Source organism: Dermacoccus sp. NHGro5, assembly GCF_017565385.1.
In the GTDB taxonomy this organism is placed as follows: Bacteria; Actinomycetota; Actinomycetes; order Actinomycetales; family Dermatophilaceae; genus Dermacoccus; species Dermacoccus nishinomiyaensis.
Genome location: NZ_JAGEKQ010000026.1, coordinates 70763 through 88823, shown reverse-complemented (window position 1 = coordinate 88823; position 18061 = coordinate 70763). Strand labels below are relative to the sequence as shown.

Annotated in this window: 12 protein-coding genes and 1 pseudogene; 2 read left to right on the top strand and 11 right to left on the bottom strand. The window is 70.8% G+C overall.

Annotation, left to right across the window (positions count from 1 at the left end; genetic code table 11):
* The 7 genes from dapF to J4Z35_RS11400 form a co-directional block, all read right to left on the bottom strand.
* Window positions 1-873, bottom strand: coding sequence for a diaminopimelate epimerase (dapF, locus tag J4Z35_RS11430; protein ID WP_062258675.1), 873 nt, complete (start codon window positions 871-873; stop codon window positions 1-3).
* 12 nt (window positions 874-885) lie between these two features.
* A complete protein-coding gene (miaA, locus tag J4Z35_RS11425) occupies window positions 886-1863 on the bottom strand; it encodes a tRNA (adenosine(37)-N6)-dimethylallyltransferase MiaA (protein WP_062258673.1) in 978 nt (325 codons plus the stop codon).
* Window positions 1864-1880: 17 nt separating this feature from the next.
* Window positions 1881-3179 (bottom strand): MFS transporter, encoded by a 1299-nt coding sequence (locus tag J4Z35_RS11420; RefSeq protein WP_208065577.1) that lies wholly within the window; start codon window positions 3177-3179, stop codon window positions 1881-1883.
* A gap of 46 nt (window positions 3180-3225) precedes the next feature.
* On the bottom strand, window positions 3226-4764 hold the full coding sequence (miaB, locus tag J4Z35_RS11415) for a tRNA (N6-isopentenyl adenosine(37)-C2)-methylthiotransferase MiaB (RefSeq protein ID WP_006944587.1): 1539 nt from the start codon (window positions 4762-4764) through the stop codon (window positions 3226-3228).
* 63 nt (window positions 4765-4827) lie between these two features.
* Window positions 4828-5754: a regulatory protein RecX gene (locus J4Z35_RS14560; protein WP_083603909.1), complete on the bottom strand. Its 927-nt coding sequence runs from the start codon at window positions 5752-5754 to the stop codon at window positions 4828-4830.
* 82 nt (window positions 5755-5836) lie between these two features.
* On the bottom strand, window positions 5837-6931 hold the full coding sequence (gene recA, locus J4Z35_RS11405) for a recombinase RecA (protein WP_006944576.1): 1095 nt from the start codon (window positions 6929-6931) through the stop codon (window positions 5837-5839).
* 338 nt (window positions 6932-7269) lie between these two features.
* Complete coding sequence (locus J4Z35_RS11400; protein ID WP_038567672.1) at window positions 7270-7503, bottom strand: DUF3046 domain-containing protein; 234 nt, start codon at window positions 7501-7503, stop codon at window positions 7270-7272.
* 98 nt (window positions 7504-7601) lie between these two features.
* Here J4Z35_RS11400 and J4Z35_RS11395 point away from each other — a divergent pair, with 98 nt between their 5' ends.
* The gene (locus J4Z35_RS11395) at window positions 7602-12995 is read left to right on the top strand and encodes a DEAD/DEAH box helicase (RefSeq protein WP_074040528.1); all 5394 of its coding nucleotides are present in this window, start codon (window positions 7602-7604) and stop codon (window positions 12993-12995) included.
* 49 nt (window positions 12996-13044) lie between these two features.
* Here the strand turns inward: J4Z35_RS11395 and J4Z35_RS11390 are convergent, their stop codons facing one another.
* The 4 genes and pseudogenes from J4Z35_RS11390 to rimO all read right to left on the bottom strand — a co-directional run bounded on the left by J4Z35_RS11390 (window position 13045) and on the right by rimO (window position 16160).
* Complete coding sequence (locus J4Z35_RS11390; protein WP_006944575.1) at window positions 13045-13338, bottom strand: helix-turn-helix transcriptional regulator; 294 nt, start codon at window positions 13336-13338, stop codon at window positions 13045-13047.
* A 150-nt stretch (window positions 13339-13488) separates the two neighbouring features.
* A complete protein-coding gene (locus J4Z35_RS11385; RefSeq protein WP_074040529.1) occupies window positions 13489-13989 on the bottom strand; it encodes a nicotinamide-nucleotide amidohydrolase family protein in 501 nt (166 codons plus the stop codon).
* On the bottom strand, window positions 13986-14627 hold the full coding sequence (gene pgsA, locus J4Z35_RS11380) for a CDP-diacylglycerol--glycerol-3-phosphate 3-phosphatidyltransferase (RefSeq protein WP_074040547.1): 642 nt from the start codon (window positions 14625-14627) through the stop codon (window positions 13986-13988). The genes J4Z35_RS11385 and pgsA overlap by 4 nt, the downstream gene beginning before the upstream one ends.
* A 52-nt stretch (window positions 14628-14679) precedes the next feature.
* Window positions 14680-16160, bottom strand: a pseudogene (gene rimO, locus J4Z35_RS11375) (30S ribosomal protein S12 methylthiotransferase RimO).
* A 68-nt stretch (window positions 16161-16228) separates the two neighbouring features.
* On the opposite strand from rimO, the gene J4Z35_RS11370 reads away from it, so the two are divergent.
* Entirely contained in the window at window positions 16229-17986 is a 1758-nt protein-coding gene (locus J4Z35_RS11370) for a MauE/DoxX family redox-associated membrane protein (protein ID WP_074040530.1), read from the top strand.
* The last annotated feature ends 75 nt before the right edge of the window (window positions 17987-18061 follow it).

Genomic DNA, 18061 nt, shown 5'->3' with positions numbered 1-18061 from the left:
TCACAGCTGCGACAGGTCGATCTCGCCGTCGGCGACGAGCACGGCGGGGCCGGACAGCGCGACCTCGGTGCCCTTGATGTGCACGCCGAGCGTGCCCCCGAGCACGTCGACGCGCCAGTCGACCTGATCGGCCGGCTGGCCGCCCCACCACCACGTCGCGAGCGCCGCGGCAGCCGCGCCGGTGCCGCATGAGCGGGTCTCCCCCGAGCCGCGCTCGTGGACGCGCATGCCGATGTGCGCGTGCTCGATGGCGTGGACGAACTCGACGTTCGAGCCCTGCTCGGGGTGCGGGTCGATGTGCGGAGCGTCGCTCAGGTCCAGGGCCGACAGGTGCACCGACGGCGGCAGCGCAACGACGGTGTGCGGGTTGCCGAGGTCGAGGCTCAGGGCGGGCAGCGGGTCCGGTGACCCGTGAACCTGGACGACCGAGTCCATCCCCCGCCGCTCGGCCTCCTCTGCGCGGGCGAGGCGCCACTGGCCGAGGTCGACGGCCCAGCCGTGCGGCACGGCCACCATCTCCTTGAGCCCGGCACGCGTCGCGATCACGAACGGCGCCCCCTCGTCACCGCTCACGAGACCGCGGGAACGCAGGTACTCGGCGAAGACGCGCGTGCCGTTGCCGCACATCTCGGCCAGCGAGCCGTCAGCGTTGCGGTAGTCCATGAACCACGTCGCCTGCGGCGCGAGGTGGGCGACCTCGGGCACGTTCGCCGTGCGCACGACACGGATGACGCCGTCGGCGCCGATGCCGGCGTGGCGGTGGCACAGGTAGGCGACCTGCTCGGGCGTCAGGTCGAGCTCGCCGGATTCGTCGGGAACGAGGACGAAGTCGTTCTGCGTGCCGTGGCCCTTGGTGAAGTGGATGCGCGTCACGCGCTCATCGTGTCACACCGCGTCGGCGTCAGGTTTCGCCACCGCGCCGTGCCGCTCCGGCGCGTAGGCGACGATCTCCGCGAGCGCACGATCGAGCAGATCGGGAGCGTCGAACGGCAGCCACACCGGCCGCGGATCGGGCCGGAACCAGGCGCGCTGACGGCGCGCGAACTGGCGCGTCGCGATGGCCGTCTCGGCCTTCGCTGCGGCCTCGTCGAGGTCGCCGTCGAGCTGGCGCAGCGCCTGGCTGTAACCGATCGCGCGGCTCGCCGTGCGGCCCTGACGCAGGCCGCGGGCGTCGAGGGCGCGCACCTCGTCGAGCATTCCGGCGGCCCACATGAGGTCGACGCGGCGTTCGATGCGGGCAACGAGGACGTCTGGGTCGGCCTGCAGGCCGAGGACGATCGTCGGGCGCAGGAAGGTCTTGGTCGGCGCGCTCGCGCTGAACGGGCGCCCGGTGATCTCGATGACCTCGAGGGCCCGCACGACCCGCCGCACGTTGCTTGCGAGGATGTCGCGTGCTGCCTGCGGATCCTTCGCGGCCAGCTCGCGATGCAGGGCGCCGGAACCCTCGGCCACCGCGCGTTGTTCGAAGTGGGCGCGCACCAGCGGATCCGTCGGCGGGATGTCGAGGACGTCGAGCGCGGCGCGCACGTACAGGCCCGAACCGCCGACGACGATGGGGCGCCGGCCGCGCGCGAGGATGGCGGCGATGTCGGCGCGCGCCCCCTCCTGGAAGCGAGCGATCGTCGCCTCGTCGAGGATGTCGAGCGTGTCGATCTGGTGATGCGGGATGCCCCGACGCTCGTGCGGCGCGAGCTTGGCCGTCCCGACGTCCATGCCGCGGTAGAACTGGGAGGCGTCGGCGTTGACGATCTCGCCGCCGAGACGCTCGGCGAGGTCGAGCGACAGGTCGCTCTTGCCCGTCGCCGTCGGGCCGACGAGCGCGATGACCTCGAGGGGCGCGGGAGGGCCGTTCACGGCATCCATTGTGGCGGATGCGCCGGTCATGAGGCGCCCGGCGTGGCCGCGGCCTGCGTCCGTCGCGTGACGGCGACCAGCCAAGCCGCGATGAGCGCCGCCAGAACGACGAGCGCGCCGACGAAGAGGCTCGCACCCGCCCAGCCGGAGCGGGAGAACGGCAGCCCGACGAGCGCCCCGACGACGGACGAGCCCGTGTAGTAACCGAACAGGTAGAGGGAACTGGCCTCCGCGCGGTGCTCGTCGGCCATGGCGCTCACCCAACCGCTAGCGCTCGAATGAGCGGCGAAGAACGCGCCCGTGAACACGAGCATGCCGACGAGCACGCCGGGCAACCAGTCGACCCACGCGAGGGCGAGACCGACGAGCATGAACGCGATCGACGCGAGCAGCACCCGGCCGCGGCCGAACCGGTCGGCGAGGCGCCCCGCCCACGCCGACGTCACCGTCCCCGACAGGTACATGACGAACACGAGGCTGACGAGCGCCTGCGGCAGCGCGAACGGCTCATCGAGCAGACGGAAGCCGAGGATGTTGTAGAGCGACACGAACCCGCCCATGAGCAGGAACGCAATCGCCACGAGCGCCATGACGCGTGCGTTGCGCAGATGCGTCGCGACGTTGTGCATCGATGCTCGAACACCGATCGGTTTGGCCGCGAAGAACCGGCTCGGCGGCGCGAGGCGCACGAAAACGGCCGTGAAGACGAGGGCCACGACGGCTGCCGCCTCCATCGCCCACCGCCAACTGACGACGTCGAGGGTCAGCCCCGCGACGAGGCGCCCCGACAGCCCACCGATCGTCGTGCCCGCGATATAACGGCCCATCGCGGCGCCCAGATCGCGCCCGTCGACCTCCTCCGCGAGGTACGCCATGGCGACGGCCGGCACGCCCGCGAGCGTCAGGCCCTGCAGCGCGCGACCGGCGAGCACGACACCGAGATCGTGCGCGAGCGGGATGAGCAGGCCGATGAGCGCGGAGACCAGAGCCGACGCCGCCATGACACGGATGCGCCCGAACCGCTCCGACAGGATGCTCGCCGGCACGATCGCGAAGGCCAGCACGCCCGTCGTCGCGCTGACGGCGAGCGCCGACGTCGCCGGGGAGACATCGAACTCGCGAGCGAGCTGCGGCAGGACGGCCTGCGCCGAGTACATCGAGATGAACGTCGCCATCCCCGCCGCGAACAGCGCGGTCGTGATCCGGGTGTAGCCGTTGGTGCCGCGCCGATAACCGCGCGGCGCCTGCGGCGTCAGCTGCGCACTCGTGGGAATCCTGCTCCTGTCATGACGAGATCGCCGGACGAGCCGACGTGGGTGCCTCACGTGCGGCGGCGCGATGGTCAGCGCCGCCGTCGCTGCCGCGCGAGGTTCAGTTCGCGGCGCAGGCTGGCGCCGTCGCGACGGGCATCTGCGGCTGCCCGATCGACGGCATGCCGAGGCTGACGGCGGGCTTCGCGGCGCCGGTCGGCGTACCGTCGGCCGCCGCGTCCTGCAACGCCTGCCAGGCATCACCACCGCGGGTGCGGCGCACGCTGTACGTGCCGCCGTCGAGACCGGAGTCGGCGACGAGGTGGTGCGGCGCGCCGTACGTGACGTCGACCGTCACCATGTCACCGGGGCGCGGGCGCTTGGCACCCTCCGGCACGGCGAAGTGGACGAGACGGTTGTCCCGCGCCCGGCCCGACATGCGGTGCGTCTCGGCGTCCTTGCGGCCCTCGCTCGGCGCGACGAGCACCTCGACGGTGCGCCCCTCCTGCTCGCGGTTGCCCGCCCAGGAGACGCGTTCCTGCAGCTCGATGAGGCGCTCGAAACGCTCCTGGACGACCTCCTTGGGGATCTGGTCGTCCATCGTCGCGGCCGGCGTGCCAGGGCGGATCGAGTACTGGAACGTGAACGCCGAGCTGAAGCGGGAGGCCTCGACGACGTCGAGGGTGCCCTGGAAGTCCTCCTCCGTCTCGCCGGGGAAACCGACGATGATGTCGGTCGTGATCGCCGCGTCCGGCATCTTCTCGCGGACCTTCTCGATGATGCCGAGGAACTTCTTGCTGCGGTAGCTGCGGCGCATGTCCTTGAGCACCTTGTCGCTGCCCGACTGCAGCGGCATGTGCAGGCTCGGCATGACGTTCGGCGTCTCCGCCATCGCGTCGATGACGTCGTCGGTGAACGCCGCGGGGTGCGGGCTCGTGAAACGCACCCGCTCGAGGCCCTCGATCTCGCCGCACGCGCGCAGCAGCTTGCTGAACGCGTGACGGTCGCCGAACTCGACGCCGTAGGTGTTGACGTTCTGCCCGAGCAGCGTGATCTCGACGACGCCCTGCGCGACGAGGGCCTTCACCTCGGCGAGGATCTCACCGGGGCGGCGGTCTTTCTCCTTGCCGCGCAGCGCCGGCACGATGCAGAACGTGCACGTGTTGTTGCAGCCGACGGAGATCGACACCCAGCCGGAATAGGCCGAGTCGCGACGCGTCGGGAGCGTCGAGGGGAAGACCTCGAGGCTCTCGAGGATCTCCACCTGGGCCTCGGCGTTGTGACGGGCACGATCGAGCAGGGCGGGCAGCGAGCCGACGTTGTGCGTACCGAAGACGACGTCGACCCACGGCGCGCGCTCGACGATCGTCGCGCGGTCCTTCTGCGCGAGGCAGCCGCCGACGGCGATCTGCATGCCCGGCGTCGCGTCCTTCGTCGGACGCAGGTGCCCGAGGTTGCCGTAGAGCTTGTTCGCTGCGTTCTCGCGGACGGCGCACGTATTGAACACGACGAGATCGGGGTTCTCGGAGCGCTCCGTCTCCGGAAGCGCCGCGAAGTCGGTGTAACCGGCTTGTTCGAGCAGCCCCGAGATGCGCTCGGAGTCGTGGACATTCATCTGGCACCCGTGGGTGCGCACCTCATACGTCTTAGCCATGGCCATCCAAGTCTACGCCGGTCGGCGTGGTCGAGTTCCGGGGCGCTACGGGGCCTGATTCGTGCTCGCTCATGACGCTTCCTCCTGCACCTGCCGGATGACGGACCACACGAGCTCGCCCGAGTAGCCCTTGCGAGCGAGCAGCCCGGCGAGGCGGCGCGTCTGCGTCGGCTCGTCAAGCCGGCTCATCGTCACCATCTTCTTGCGCGCCAGGACGAGAGCTTGCTCGCGTTCGACATCGTCGTCGACCTGTTCGAGCGCGACGGTCGCGACGTCGTCGTCGATGCCCTTGCGCTTGAGCTCCTGACGCAGCGCGCGACGGGCGAGCCCCCGGGAGGCGAGCTTCGAACGCACGAGCATGGCGGCATAGGCCTCGTCGTCGACGAGCCCGACGTCCTCCATGCGGTCGAGGACGACGTCGATGACGCCCTCGCTCACCTCCTTCTCACGCAGCTTGTCGGCGAGCTGCGAGCGGCTGCGCGGCATCGCCGTGAGCTGCGTGAGGACGATCTCGCGCGCATACCCGATCGGGTCCTTCTCGCGCTCAGCCGCCTCGGCTTCCCGTCGCGCCGCTGCCCGCTTCTCGCGCCGCTCAGCTTTCTCGGCCCACGTCAGCTGCTTCTTGGCCTTGCGCTTGGCGCCTGAGCGCGCGCCTACGCCCGAGGACGAGGCGCCGAAGGACGACGTACCGAACGATGATTGGCCGAACCCGGACGACGAACCGCCCCGGCCCTGGCGCCGGCGCCCGGCGCGGCCGGGCCGGGCGCTGGCGTTGTCGCCACTGTCGTCACCGGCGAAGCGGCTTTCGTGGCCCGCCGAGCCGAAGGGACGAGCGACTCCGGCCGCAGGGTCGCCGGTCGACAAGCCGCGCGCCGTGGCCGGTCGCTCGTCGCCCCACGTCTGTGACGCGGCGAGGCTCGCCTCGCCGACGTCGACGGGGTCGACGAAGTCGGGCAGCCCCAGAGACTGCCTGACGTCGTCAGGTCGTGAAGGCATGTGTCGCGCTCACCGTCTCCCACACGCGGCGACGTCGATCCCCGGTCGGAGCGGGGGCGTCACCGCCGCGTCGTGGCGTCGATCAGAAGTCGACCATGACCTCGGCGTCGATGGGCGCGTCCGGGTCGAGGCCCTCGAGCACCGCGTCGTCGTCCGGGATGATGCCGAGCTTCTTCTTGATCTTGAGCTCGAGTTCATCGGTGAGCTGCGGGTTGTCCTTGAGAAAGGTGCGGGCGTTCTCCTTGCCTTGCCCCAACTGGTCGCCCTCGTACGTGTACCAGGCACCCGACTTGCGGACGAAGCCCTGCTCGACACCCATGTCGATGAGGCCACCCTCGCGCGAGATGCCCTGGCCGTAGAGGATGTCGAACTCCGCCTGCTTGAACGGCGGCGCCACCTTGTTCTTCACGATCTTGGCGCGAGTGCGGTTGCCGACCGGCTCCGAACCGTCCTTGAGCGTCTCGATGCGGCGCACGTCGATGCGGACGGACGCGTAGAACTTGAGGGCCTTACCACCGGTCGTCGTCTCCGGGGAGCCGAACATGACACCGATCTTCTCGCGCAGCTGGTTGATGAAGATCGCCGTCGTGCCGGTCGAGTTGAGCGCACCGGTGATCTTGCGCAGCGCCTGCGACATCAGGCGCGCCTGCAGACCGACGTGGCTGTCACCCATCTCGCCCTCGATCTCGGCGCGGGGCACGAGCGCAGCGACCGAGTCGATGACGATGATGTCGAGCGAACCGGAACGGATCAGCATGTCCGCGATCTCGAGCGCCTGCTCACCCGTGTCGGGCTGGCTGACGAGCAGCGAGTCGGTGTCGACACCGAGCTTGCGGGCGTACTCCGGGTCGAGCGCGTGCTCGGCGTCGATGAAGGCCGCGATGCCGCCGGCCTTCTGCGCATTGGCGACGGCGTGGAGCGCGACCGTCGTCTTACCCGACGATTCCGGGCCGTAGATCTCGACGACACGGCCACGGGGCAGGCCACCGATGCCGAGCGCGACGTCGAGCGCGATCGAGCTGGTGGGGATGACCTCGATCGGAGGACGCACGTCCTCGCCGAGGCGCATGATCGAGCCCTTGCCGTGGGCCTTCTCGATCTGAGCCATCACGGTGTCGAGCGACTTGATCTTGTCGCCCGATGCTGACGGGTTGGGGGTGGTGGGTGCCTTGGCCATGGCCCTTCTCCTTCGAAATCGTGGGTGGTCGCGCCTACCGGCGATCGACGAGGAGGCCGACGTGCTGGGTGACCTCGTGTCGAATCAGACGCTAGATGCGACCACCGACAACACCGGAATCACGGGCCACGCACGCTGTGGAGAAGGGTTCCCCGGCGTCGCATCTGTGGACCACATTACACGAAATAGAACACGCGTTCGAACAACGTCGCGTGGCGTGTCCGCGTGCGGTCGACGAGCCACCTCAGACCCGCGACGGCGGCACCCGCCATCCTCGTTCCGCTCACCCCTACCCACTGCCGGGACGACCCGCCCGGCTCATCGGAACCGAGACGGCCTCACTCGAACGGGTGGTCGATGACGGGCCGGTCGCGGCCCAGGCGGCGCTCTTCGGGGATGTCGAAGGCGTCGCACACGGCCAGCCAGACCCGTCGGGCGGGGACGCCGGCCGCGAGCGCCTCGTTCGCGGTGCGCCCGTCGAGCGCGCCGAAGACGTGGCTGCTCGCCACCATCGAGCCGTAGGCGTCGCCGAACTCGTCTGCCATGAGGCGGTTGAACTCACTCTCTCGCACCCCGCCACCCTTGCCCACGGGCCACTGCGGGGGCAACCTGACGGGGCGAAAACCGCGAAACGACGGGGTTGTCGGCGCCGCGTGGCACGCTTGGGCGCATGAACAGCCCTGTCGTCGAACGCTTCTGGCCGGCCACCCGTGAGTGGTTCACGGGCACGTTCGGCGCACCCACCCCCGCTCAGGAGGGCGCGTGGGAAGCGATCAGTGAGGGGCAGCACACGCTCGTCGTCGCCCCGACCGGTTCGGGCAAGACCCTGAGCGCCTTCCTGTGGGGGCTCGACCAGGTCATGCACGCAGGCGACGACGCGCAGCCCGACGCCGACCACCGCTGCCGGGTCCTGTACGTCTCGCCGATGAAGGCCCTCGCCGTCGACGTCGAACGCAACCTGCGCTCCCCCCTCGTCGGCATCCGTCACGCGGCGACGCGCCTCGGCCTGAGCGAGCCCGAGGTCTCGGTGGCGGTGCGTTCCGGCGACACGACTCCGAAGCAGCGGCGCGACTTCGCGAGCAAGGGCGCCGATGTCCTCATCACGACCCCGGAGTCGCTGTTCCTGCTTCTGACGAGCAACGCGCGCGAGCGGCTGAAGGGCGTGCAGTACGTCATCATCGACGAGATCCACGCCGTCGCGGGCACCAAGCGTGGCGCGCACCTCGCCGTCACGCTCGAACGCCTCGACGAGTTGCTCGACTCCCCCGCGCAGCGCATCGGCCTGTCGGCCACCGTCCGCCCGATCAGCGAGGTCGAGCGCTATCTCGCCGGCGGGCGCCCCGTCACGACGGTCGCGCCGCCGATCACGAAGACGTGGGAGCTCGACGTCGTCGTCCCCGTCGAGGACATGGCAGACCTCGCCTCCAGCCCGCGGGACGACGACGCCTCGTTCGACGATCACGCCCCGGAGCGGACGGCGTCGATCTGGCCCCACGTCGAGGAACGCATCGTCGACCTCATCGCCGCGCACACCTCGACGCTCGTGTTCGCCAACTCGCGGCGACTCGCCGAGCGTCTGACGGCACGCCTCAACGAGATCTGGGCCGAGCGCCTCGACGCCGCGGCGCAGGCGGAAGCGCTCGGCAGCTCAGCCGGGGCAGACGACATCGACCTCGACACGGCCGATCTGAACGACGACGACGCGACCGCCGCAGACGCGGACAAGCCAGCGCACGCATCGTCGAGCTCCCTCGTCGACCCGTGGGCCACAGGCCCCGTCGGCGACGCCATGACCGGCGCTGCCCGGGCTGACGAGGCTCGCGCCGGAGATGGCCGGGCGACCCGCGACGAGGTCATGCCTGGGTACGACGCGCGCGCCTCGACCCCACCTGCGGCGCTCGTCGGCGGTGCCGGGACGTCGGCGGGCACGCCGGCCGTCATCGCGCGCGCTCACCACGGGTCGGTGAGCAAGGACGTGCGGGCGGAGATCGAGGGCCAGCTCAAGGCGGGGCGCCTGCCCGCCGTCGTCGCGACGAGTTCGTTGGAACTCGGCATCGACATGGGCGCGATCGATCTCGTCGTACAGGTCGAATCGCCACCGAGCGTGGCGAGCGGGCTGCAGCGCATCGGCCGTGCGGGTCATCAGGTCGGGGCGACGAGCCACGGTGTGCTCTTCCCCAAGTACCGCGGCGATCTGCTGAGCGCCGCCGTCGTCGTCGACCGCATGCGGCGCGGCCTCATCGAGTCGATCGCGGTTCCGGCCAACCCCCTCGACGTTCTCGCGCAACAGGTTGTCGCGATGGTTGCGATGGACGAGTGGCGTCGCGATGACCTCGAACGGGTGCTGCGTCGCGCGGCGTCGTTCGCGGGTCTGACGGGCAGCGTCCTCGACTCCGTCCTCGACATGCTGTCGGGGCTGTATCCGAGCGACACCTTCCGTGAGCTGCGCGCCCGCATCGTCTGGGATCGCAGCGACGACGTGCTGCGCTCGCGCCCCGGCGCGCAACGACTGGCCGTCACCTCCGGCGGCACCATCCCCGACCGCGGCCTGTACGGCGTCTTCCTCGCGGGCGGCGACGGGCCGGGGCGCCGCGTCGGCGAACTCGACGAGGAGATGGTCTACGAGAGCCGCGTCGGCGACGTGTTCACCCTCGGCACGAGCACGTGGCGCATCGAGGACATCACGCGCGATCAGGTGCTCGTCACCCCCGCGCCGGGGCAGGTGGCGCGGTTGCCGTTCTGGAAGGGTGACGCACTGTCGCGACCCCTCGAACTCGGTGCGGCGATCGGTGCGTTCACCCGGGAGATGGCCGAGACGAGCGACGACGACGCCCTCACGCGCGCCCGCGAACTCGGGCTCGACGAACTCGCTGCCCGCAACCTGCTCACCTACCTGCGTGAGCAACAGGAAGCCGTCGGGCACATGCCGACCGACCGCACCGTCGTCATCGAACGCTTCCGCGACGAGATGGGCGACTGGCGCATCGTCGTGCACTCCCCCTTCGGCGCGTCCGTGCACGCACCGTGGGCGCTCGCCGTCAGCGCCCGGATGGCGGAGCGGTTCGGCGTCGAGGTGCAGGCCATGCACACCGATGACGGGCTGGTCTTCCGCCTGCTCGAGACCGAGGGCGATGACGACACCCTGACGAACGCCCTCATCGAGGCGATCGTGCTCGACCCGGACGACGTGGCCGACATCGTCACCCATCAGGTCGGCGGCACGCCCCTGTTCGCGGCGCGATTCCGCGAGTGCGCCGCGCGTGCGCTGCTGCTGCCGCGCGGTAACCCGGGCAAGCGTCAGGCGCTGTGGCAGCAACGTCAGCGGGCCGCGCAGCTGCTCGAGGTCGCGAGCGCCTACCCCAGCTTCCCGATCGTCCTCGAGGCGGTGCGTGAGGTGCTGCAGGACGTCTACGACGTGCCCGGCCTCGTGAATCTCATGCGTTCCATCGCCAAGCGCGAGGTGCGTGTCGTGCACACGCAGACGACGTCGCCGAGCCCGTACGCCAAGGCGATGCTGTTCAGCTACGTCGCGCAGTTCCTCTACGAGGGCGATTCGCCGCTCGCGGAGCGGCGCGCCGCCGCGTTGTCGCTCGACCCGGAGTTGCTCGCCGACCTGCTCGGGTCCGCCGGCGGACTGTCCGTCGCCGACCTGCTCGACCCCGACGTCGTGCGGTTGTTCGAGTCGCGCACCCAACGGCTCGCGCCCGACCGGCGTCTGCGCCATGCCGAGGATCTCGCCGATGCCCTGCGCGCCCTTGGCCCGCTGACGCTCGAGGAGATCGCCGCAAAGGCTGTGCCGGCCTCGACGTCGTCGGCCGACCCGGTGGTATCGCAGGCGGAGTCATCCGGTCCGGCGCCGACGGCGGCAGGTGAGCTGGCGGAGACCGGCGACGACGCGGTGGAGGCGACCTCGACGGACGTGACGGCTGACGACGTGGGGTCGGACGCGGCCGACCATGAGTCGGAGCTCGACCCACCTCCCGGTGCCGAGGCCCGCGACGTCGAGCCGTGGTGGCGCGAACTCGTCGCGGCCCGGCGCGCCATCGAGGTGCGTTGGGGCGGTGACGTGCGCCTCGCCGCGATCGAGGACGCGTCGCGTCTGCGGGATGCGCTCGGTGTCGCGCTGCCGCCCGGCGTTGCGCAGGCGTATCTCGAACCCGTGACGGCGCCGCTCGACGATCTACTGCTGCGATACGCGGCGAGCCACGCCCCGTTCACCGCGGCCCGCGCGGCGCGACACTACGGCCTCGGCGTCGCCGTCGTCACGAGTGCGCTGACGCGGCTCGCGCACGACTCGCGCCTCGTCCACGGAGCTCTGCTGCCCGACTCGCTCGGCGGCGGCGATCGTGACGGGGAGTTCTGCGACCCGGGCGTCTTGCGCACGCTGCGACGCATGTCGCTGGCGTCATTGCGCGCGGAGATCGAACCGGTCGCCGCGGAGCAGTACGCCCGTTTCCTGCCGCGCTGGCAGCAGGTGGGTGGGGGGCTGCGCGGACCCGACGGTGTGCTCGCCGCCCTCGAACCGCTCGTCGGGGTGCCGCTGCCCGCGTCCGCGATCGAGAGCCTCATCCTGCCGGCCCGCGTGACGAACTACCGCCCCTCCGACCTCGACGAGCTGCTCGCCGCCGGTGAACTGCTGTGGCAGGGGCACGGCAGCATCTCCGCCGACGACGGTTGGATCAGTTTCCACTTCCCCGACACCGCTCCCCTGACGCTGGCCGCGCACGCCCTTCCGAGTGAGCTCGACGCCCCCGGCCGTGAGGCGCCCGCAGAAGAGCGGTCGACGGCCGCTGCCGCATCGTCCGAGATTGCGAGATCTAGTGCCGCCCGATCTGACGCCGAGCCAGATGCGCAGACATCCGACGCGGCGGCCTCTGGCGTTGTCGATAACACCGACGATGCCGACGTCAATGGCTCGGGTGTGAGCGAACCACCCGCCGACCAACTCGCCGAGGTGGCGGGTGCCGCCGCCCCGATGACGGCTGACTCAGGTGCGCACGGCGCGACCGCTGAGTCCCGCGACGACAGGACGGCAGCGCCCACTCAGACCGGGACGCAGAAGGGGCGTTCGCCCCTCACCGGCGCCGCAGTGGCGCGAGCCCTCGGGGCTGGTGGCAGCCACCTGTTCGCCGATCTGCGCACTCGCCTGGCAACCGCGGACGACTCGGCTCTCACGAGCGCGCTGTGGGACGCGGTGTGGAACGGTCACGTCAGCGGCGATACGTTCGCGCCCGTGCGCGCTCTGCTCACCGGCGGCGCGAGTGCGCACAAGCCGCGGGTGTCGACGGCGCGCGGCTCGCGGTATGCCCGCCTGCGGGGTCCGTCGTTGTCGTCGCGTGCCGGCCGCCCCAGCGCAGCGGCCGCCGGCAGGACCCCTCCGACCGCCGTCGGACGATGGCGCCTCCTGCCCGCAGCCGAGGATGATCTCACCGAACGCACGTTCACGCGGGCCGAGGGGCTGCTCGCCCGCCACGGCATCGTGACGCGCGGCGCCGTCGTCGACGAGGACGTCGTCGGCGGGTTCGCCGCCGTCTACAAGGTCCTCGCCGGCGCCGAGGAGCGTGGGCTCGTGCGGCGCGGCTACTTCGTCGAAGGTCTCGGTGCCTCGCAGTTCGGGGCGTCGGTCGCCGTCGATGCGCTGCGTGCGACGCGCGCGCCGGAGCCCGATCCGTGGGGTGCGCGGCCCGTCGAGTGTCTCGTGCTCGCGGCCTGCGACCCGGCCAACCCGTTTGGCGCGGCGCTGCCGTGGCCACCGGCACGTGACGAGCACGCCGGTCACCGTCCCGGGCGCAAGGCGGGCGCGCTCGTCGTCATCGCCGATGGCGCTCTCGTCGCCTACGTGGAACGCGGCGGCCGCACGGCCCTCACCTGGACGGTCGAGGACGCCGTCTGGCCGGAGGTGGGCGCACGATTGGCGGGGCTCGTCAGCGGCGGCCAGGTCGACTCGCTCAGCATCAAGACGGTGAACGGGATCAGCGCCCTCACCTCGGACGAGCCGATCGTGAAGGCGCTGATGGACGCGGGGTTCGTCGCCGGGCCGCACGGCATCCGCAAGCGACGCTGAGCATCACCGCGGCGGGCTGCCCGCGACGGCGCCGCTCAGCCGAGGGCCGTCACGCAGCCTTGGCGACCGCCGCGCGGTTGGGGTGCAGGACGAGGGGTGCGTGCGCAGCCTCGGCGCGCGCGACGTTCTGGGCGACGAGGTGCAGTGTCTGCGACATCGGCAGCTCGAGCGCCTCGCAGACGGCGGCGAGCAGCTCGGACGAGGCTTCCTTCTCGCCGCGCTCGATCTCGCTCAGGTAACCGAGCGAGACGCGCGCCGCCTTCGAGACCTCGCGCAGGGTGCGCCCCTGCGCCTGACGCTGGGAGCGCAGCACGTCACCGAGCTCTTCGCGAAGCAAGATCATGCGTATCTCCTGGTGACGATGGCACGTGCGTGCCAGTTGTGGTTGCTCTCACTGTAGCGGCGACGGGTGACAACCCTCCGAGGGCCGCCGTGGACGAGCCGCCGACGACGGTTTCGTCGGCGGCGTGTTCCATACGGATCGTGTGAGCCCTCACGCCTGGTCGAGGCTCATCCGCCATGCTGCTTCGCTCGCAGCCCGACGGATCGCCGCGCGATCACCGCTGAAGGTGAACTCTTGAACGTGACAACGCACACCGTCGGGCTTGGATTCCCGGTCCGCGACCGCGATCGCCACGTAGCAGCGTCCGACAGGTTGACCGTCCTGTTCGCTCGGCCCGGCGACGCCCGTCGTCGCGGCGGCCACGTCGGCTTCGAAGAGACGTAGCGCACCGCGCGCCATCTGCGTGGCGACCTCGGCATCGACGGCTCCGCGTTCGGCGAGCAGAGCTTCGTCCACCCCGAGGACGGCGGCTTTCGCCTCCGTCGCATAGGTGACGGCCGCGCCGCGCAGCACACGGCTGGCGCCGGGGACGTCGGCGATCCCCGCGCTGACGAGCCCCGCCGTCAGCGATTCTGCGCAGGCGAACCTCAGCCCGCGACGGGTGAAATCCTCGACGAGCCGCTGAGCCGTCTCGGACGCTCCCACGCTCATGCGGCCCCTTCCTCCCCGCGCCCCCCATGACGGCGGTTGAGCCGCGCCGCCTGGACGAAGTAGTCGACGCCGGTGACGACGGTGACGACGATCGCGCCCGCGAGAATCGCCCACGCCAGCGCGTGCCCGACCCACGGCAGCGGCAGCACGAACAGCCCGGCTGCGAGTGCCTGCAGCGCCGTCTTGATCTTGCCGCCGCGGCTGGCCGGCATGACGCCGTGGCTGCGGCGGATGACGACGAATCGCAGTGCGGTGACGGCGATCTCGCGCGCGAGGATGAGCACGGTCGCCCACCACGGCACGACGTCGATGAGTGACAGGCCGACGAACGCCATGCCGGTGAGGGCCTTGTCGGCGATCGGGTCCATCAGCTTGCCGAAGTCGGTGACGAGACCGCGCTTGCGGGCGATGTCGCCGTCGATGCGGTCGGTGATCGCCGCGACGGCGAACAGCACGAACGCGATGATGCGGAACGTGTCGTCGTGCCCGCCGCGAGCGACGAGGAACCAGCCGAAGAACGGCACGAGCGCGATGCGACCCATCGTCAGGGCGTTCGCAATGTTCCAGTCGCTGACGGTCTCGCGGCCCGCAGGCGCGTCGACGGGGGCCGCAGGCTCGGAGGCTGGGTCGTCCGTCACGCCACCCTCGGTCGCGTCGGGCGTGTGGCCCTGAGTCGCACGATGCGCCACGTCAGCGCAGCTCCCCGACGAGGTCGATGCCTTCGGTGGCGACGACCTCGACCTCGACGATGTCGCCGACGCGCAGTTCGCGCCCGTCGGGGGCCTCGACGTAGGTCATGCCGTCGACGTCCGGGCCCTGCTGCCCGGCGCGGCCGACATGGCGAACGGCGGCCTCGGGGTCGTCCTCGTCGTCCGACTCGGTGGCCTCGATGAGCACCTCGAGACGCTCCCCGACGCGCTCCTCGGCTCGCTGGAGGTTGAGTTCCTCGGTGAGCGTACGGAAGTGCTCGAGGCGGGCTTCGATCTCGTCCGTGGGTAGCTTGTCCGCGTAGCTCTCGGCCTCGGTGCCGTCCTCGTCGGAGTAGCCGAAGACACCGACGACGTCGAGGCGCGCCGCGACGAGGAACTGCTCGAGTTCGTCGAGGTCCTTCTCACTCTCGCCGGGGAAGCCGACGATCACGTTCGAGCGGATGCCGGCGTTCGGCGTGCGGCGGCGCACGTCGTCGAGGAGCGTGAGGAACGACTCGCGGTCACCGAAGCGGCGCATCGTGCGCAGGAGCGGCCCGGAGGCGTGCTGGAAGGAGATGTCGTAGTACGGCGCGACGCCGGGCGTGTTCGCCATGACGTCGAGCAGGTCGGGTCGGATCTCCGCAGGCTGCAGGTACGACACACGCACACGCTCGATGCCGTCGATGGCGGTGAGTTCGGGAAGCATGGTGTCGAGCATGCGCAGGTCGCCGAGGTCCTTGCCGTACGACGTCGAGTTCTCCGAGACGAGGAAGACCTCCTTGACGTCGTGCTCCGCGAGCCAACGCGCTTCGGCGAGAACGTCGGAGGGACGGCGGGACAGGAACGCGCCGCGGAAGGCCGGGATGGCGCAGAACGCGCACCGTCGGTCGCAACCGCTCGCGATCTTGAGCGGCGCCCACGGACGGCCGTCGAGGCGGGCACGGATGACGCGCGGCGTCGCGACGGGCGAGGCCACCTCGACGTCCGACGGCTCGCTGACCGGCGCACCATGGCCGGGCAGTGCGAGACCGTCGGCGCCCTCCTGCCGCTTCGCGGGCGAGATCGGCAGTAGCTTGCGGCGGTCGCCTGGCATGTGCGCCTCGGGCTTGTGGCCGTTGAGCACCGACGTCAGGTGCGTCGACATGTCGGTGTAGGAGTCGAAACCGAGCACCGCGTCGGCCTCGGGCAGCTGATCGGCGAGCTGCTTGCCGTAGCGCTCGGCGAGGCAGCCGACGGCGACGACGGCCTGCGTCCGCCCCGATTCCTTGAGTTCGTTCGCCTCGAGCAGCGCGTCGATCGAGTCCTTCTTCGCCTGCTCGACGAACCCGCACGTGTTGACGACGGCGACGTCCGCCTCTGCGGCATCGTCGACGAGCGTCCAGCCCTCCGCGGACAGACGCCTGCGAGCTCTTCGGAGTCGACCTCGTTGCGCGCGCATCCGAGGGTGATGACGGCGACGCTGCGGGTGGGGGCGGAAGTCATGCTCGAAAGTCTAGTGGCGCCGCCCTCGCCCAAGGTTCGGCCCACGCCGAGCGACCTATCATTGGCGCGTGTATGACGCCCCTCTGATCGTCCCGGCCGTCCTCCTCGCGTTCGTGCTCCTCGTCTCCGGCGTCGCGAAGCTCGCGGATCTCGAGACCGCCGCCCAGGCCTTCACGAGCCTGCGCCTGCCGCGATTTCTCATGCGGTGGAAGGTGCCGACGCTGCTGCCGGTCGCCGAGATCGTGCTCGCGATCGCGCTCATCGTGACGTCGGGGTGGCTCGCGGCCGTGGTCAACGTAGCGGCCGTGCTGCTGTTCGTCGCCTACCTCGTCGTCATCGTGCGCGCGCTGGGCTTCGGCGAGCCCGTCACGTGCTCGTGCTTCGGCAAGCTCGGCCTCGGCTTCGTCGACCGACTCACTGCAGTACGCAACGTCGTCCTCGTCGCGCTCGCGGCGCTGTCGCTGTTCGACGCGGCGCGTGGTGACGGCGTCCTGGCGCGCCTGCGTGATTTCGACGGCGGCGAGTGGGCCTGGCTCACGGGCGTGTTGGGCGCGGTGCTGCTGACGTGGCTCATCGCTGGCCACCGCGGCGACGACTCGGTGGCTTCTGCGGTCTCGGGCCCGGTGGCCACCGCGGGCGGCGGCGACGAGGACGACTACCTGCGCGTCCCCGTCCCCTTCGCCGCCGTCACGACGCCGGGCGGGCAGAGCGTGACCCTGCGCGATCTCGCGGCGCGTGAAGCCGTTCTGCTGCTCTTGGTGTCACCGACGTGCGGCTCGTGCATCGACGTCATCGAGCACGCGCGCACCTGGCAGCGCACCATGCCGGCGCTGCGCACGAGCCTCGTGCTGCCGATGGCGCCGAGCGAGGTCGTGCCGGGCCTCGACGACGCCGACGACTTCGACCTGCTCTTCGACGAGACGTACGCCGTCGCGCGGCTGTTCGGCGTCGGCACTCCCTCGGCCGTGCTGCTCGGCGCCGACGGCAAGCTCGCCGGCGGGCCGGTGGGCGGCACGAAGGACGTCATCGCTCTCATGGGTGACATCGCCGACCAGCTCGATGCCGCGCCGAACGAGAACCCCGCCGACACCTCAACCGTGGGGGTTTCGGACGCCGCGCCATTGGACCCCGCAGTTGCCCCGGCCACCGGCGCCGCGGCCCCGAACCCTCCGAAGCCTCACGCGAGTGGCGCCCCGGCCGCCGACGCCGCCGCGTCGAGCGCCGTCGAGTCTCACGGGGTTGACGCCCTCACCGCTGAGACGCCCGTCGCCCCTGATGGCACTCGCGCCGGTGATGCCCCTGAATCTCCGGCCGCCTCCGTCAACCAAGCGCCTCAAGCCGCGGGCGTTCACAACGTCTCTGACCCCTCAGAGGCGAGCGACGATGATCTGCTCGACTACGTGCCGACGCCGACGCCGTTCATGATGTTCGAGGACGCGACGGGCGCGACGACGTCACTGCGACAGATTGGCGCGATGGGCCCAGCGATCTTTCTCTACGTCTCACCGTCGTGTGGGTCGTGTCTGCACGTCATGGACGCAGCGCCGGCGTGGCAGGAACAGCTCGGTGCCCTGCCGATCCACTACGTCGTCACGACGCACCTGCAGGCGGACGCCATCGTCGAGCGCGGCATCGACCCGGCCCGTGTCATGATCGACGAGCCGCTCGCCATCTCACAGATGATGCGGGTCGGCACGCCGACGCTGTTCGCCGTCGGCCCGACGCAGGAACTCATCGCCGGCCCCGTCTCGGGATTCGATGCCATCGAGGCGACGATGCAGGACATCCTCACCGAGGTCGCCGCTGCCCGCCCGGCTCACTCCTGACGCACCCGTCCTGTCCCCTCGCAGCCGTCCCCATCGGCGATTTACGTCCACGTTCGCGATTCCCGTCCTCTTCTG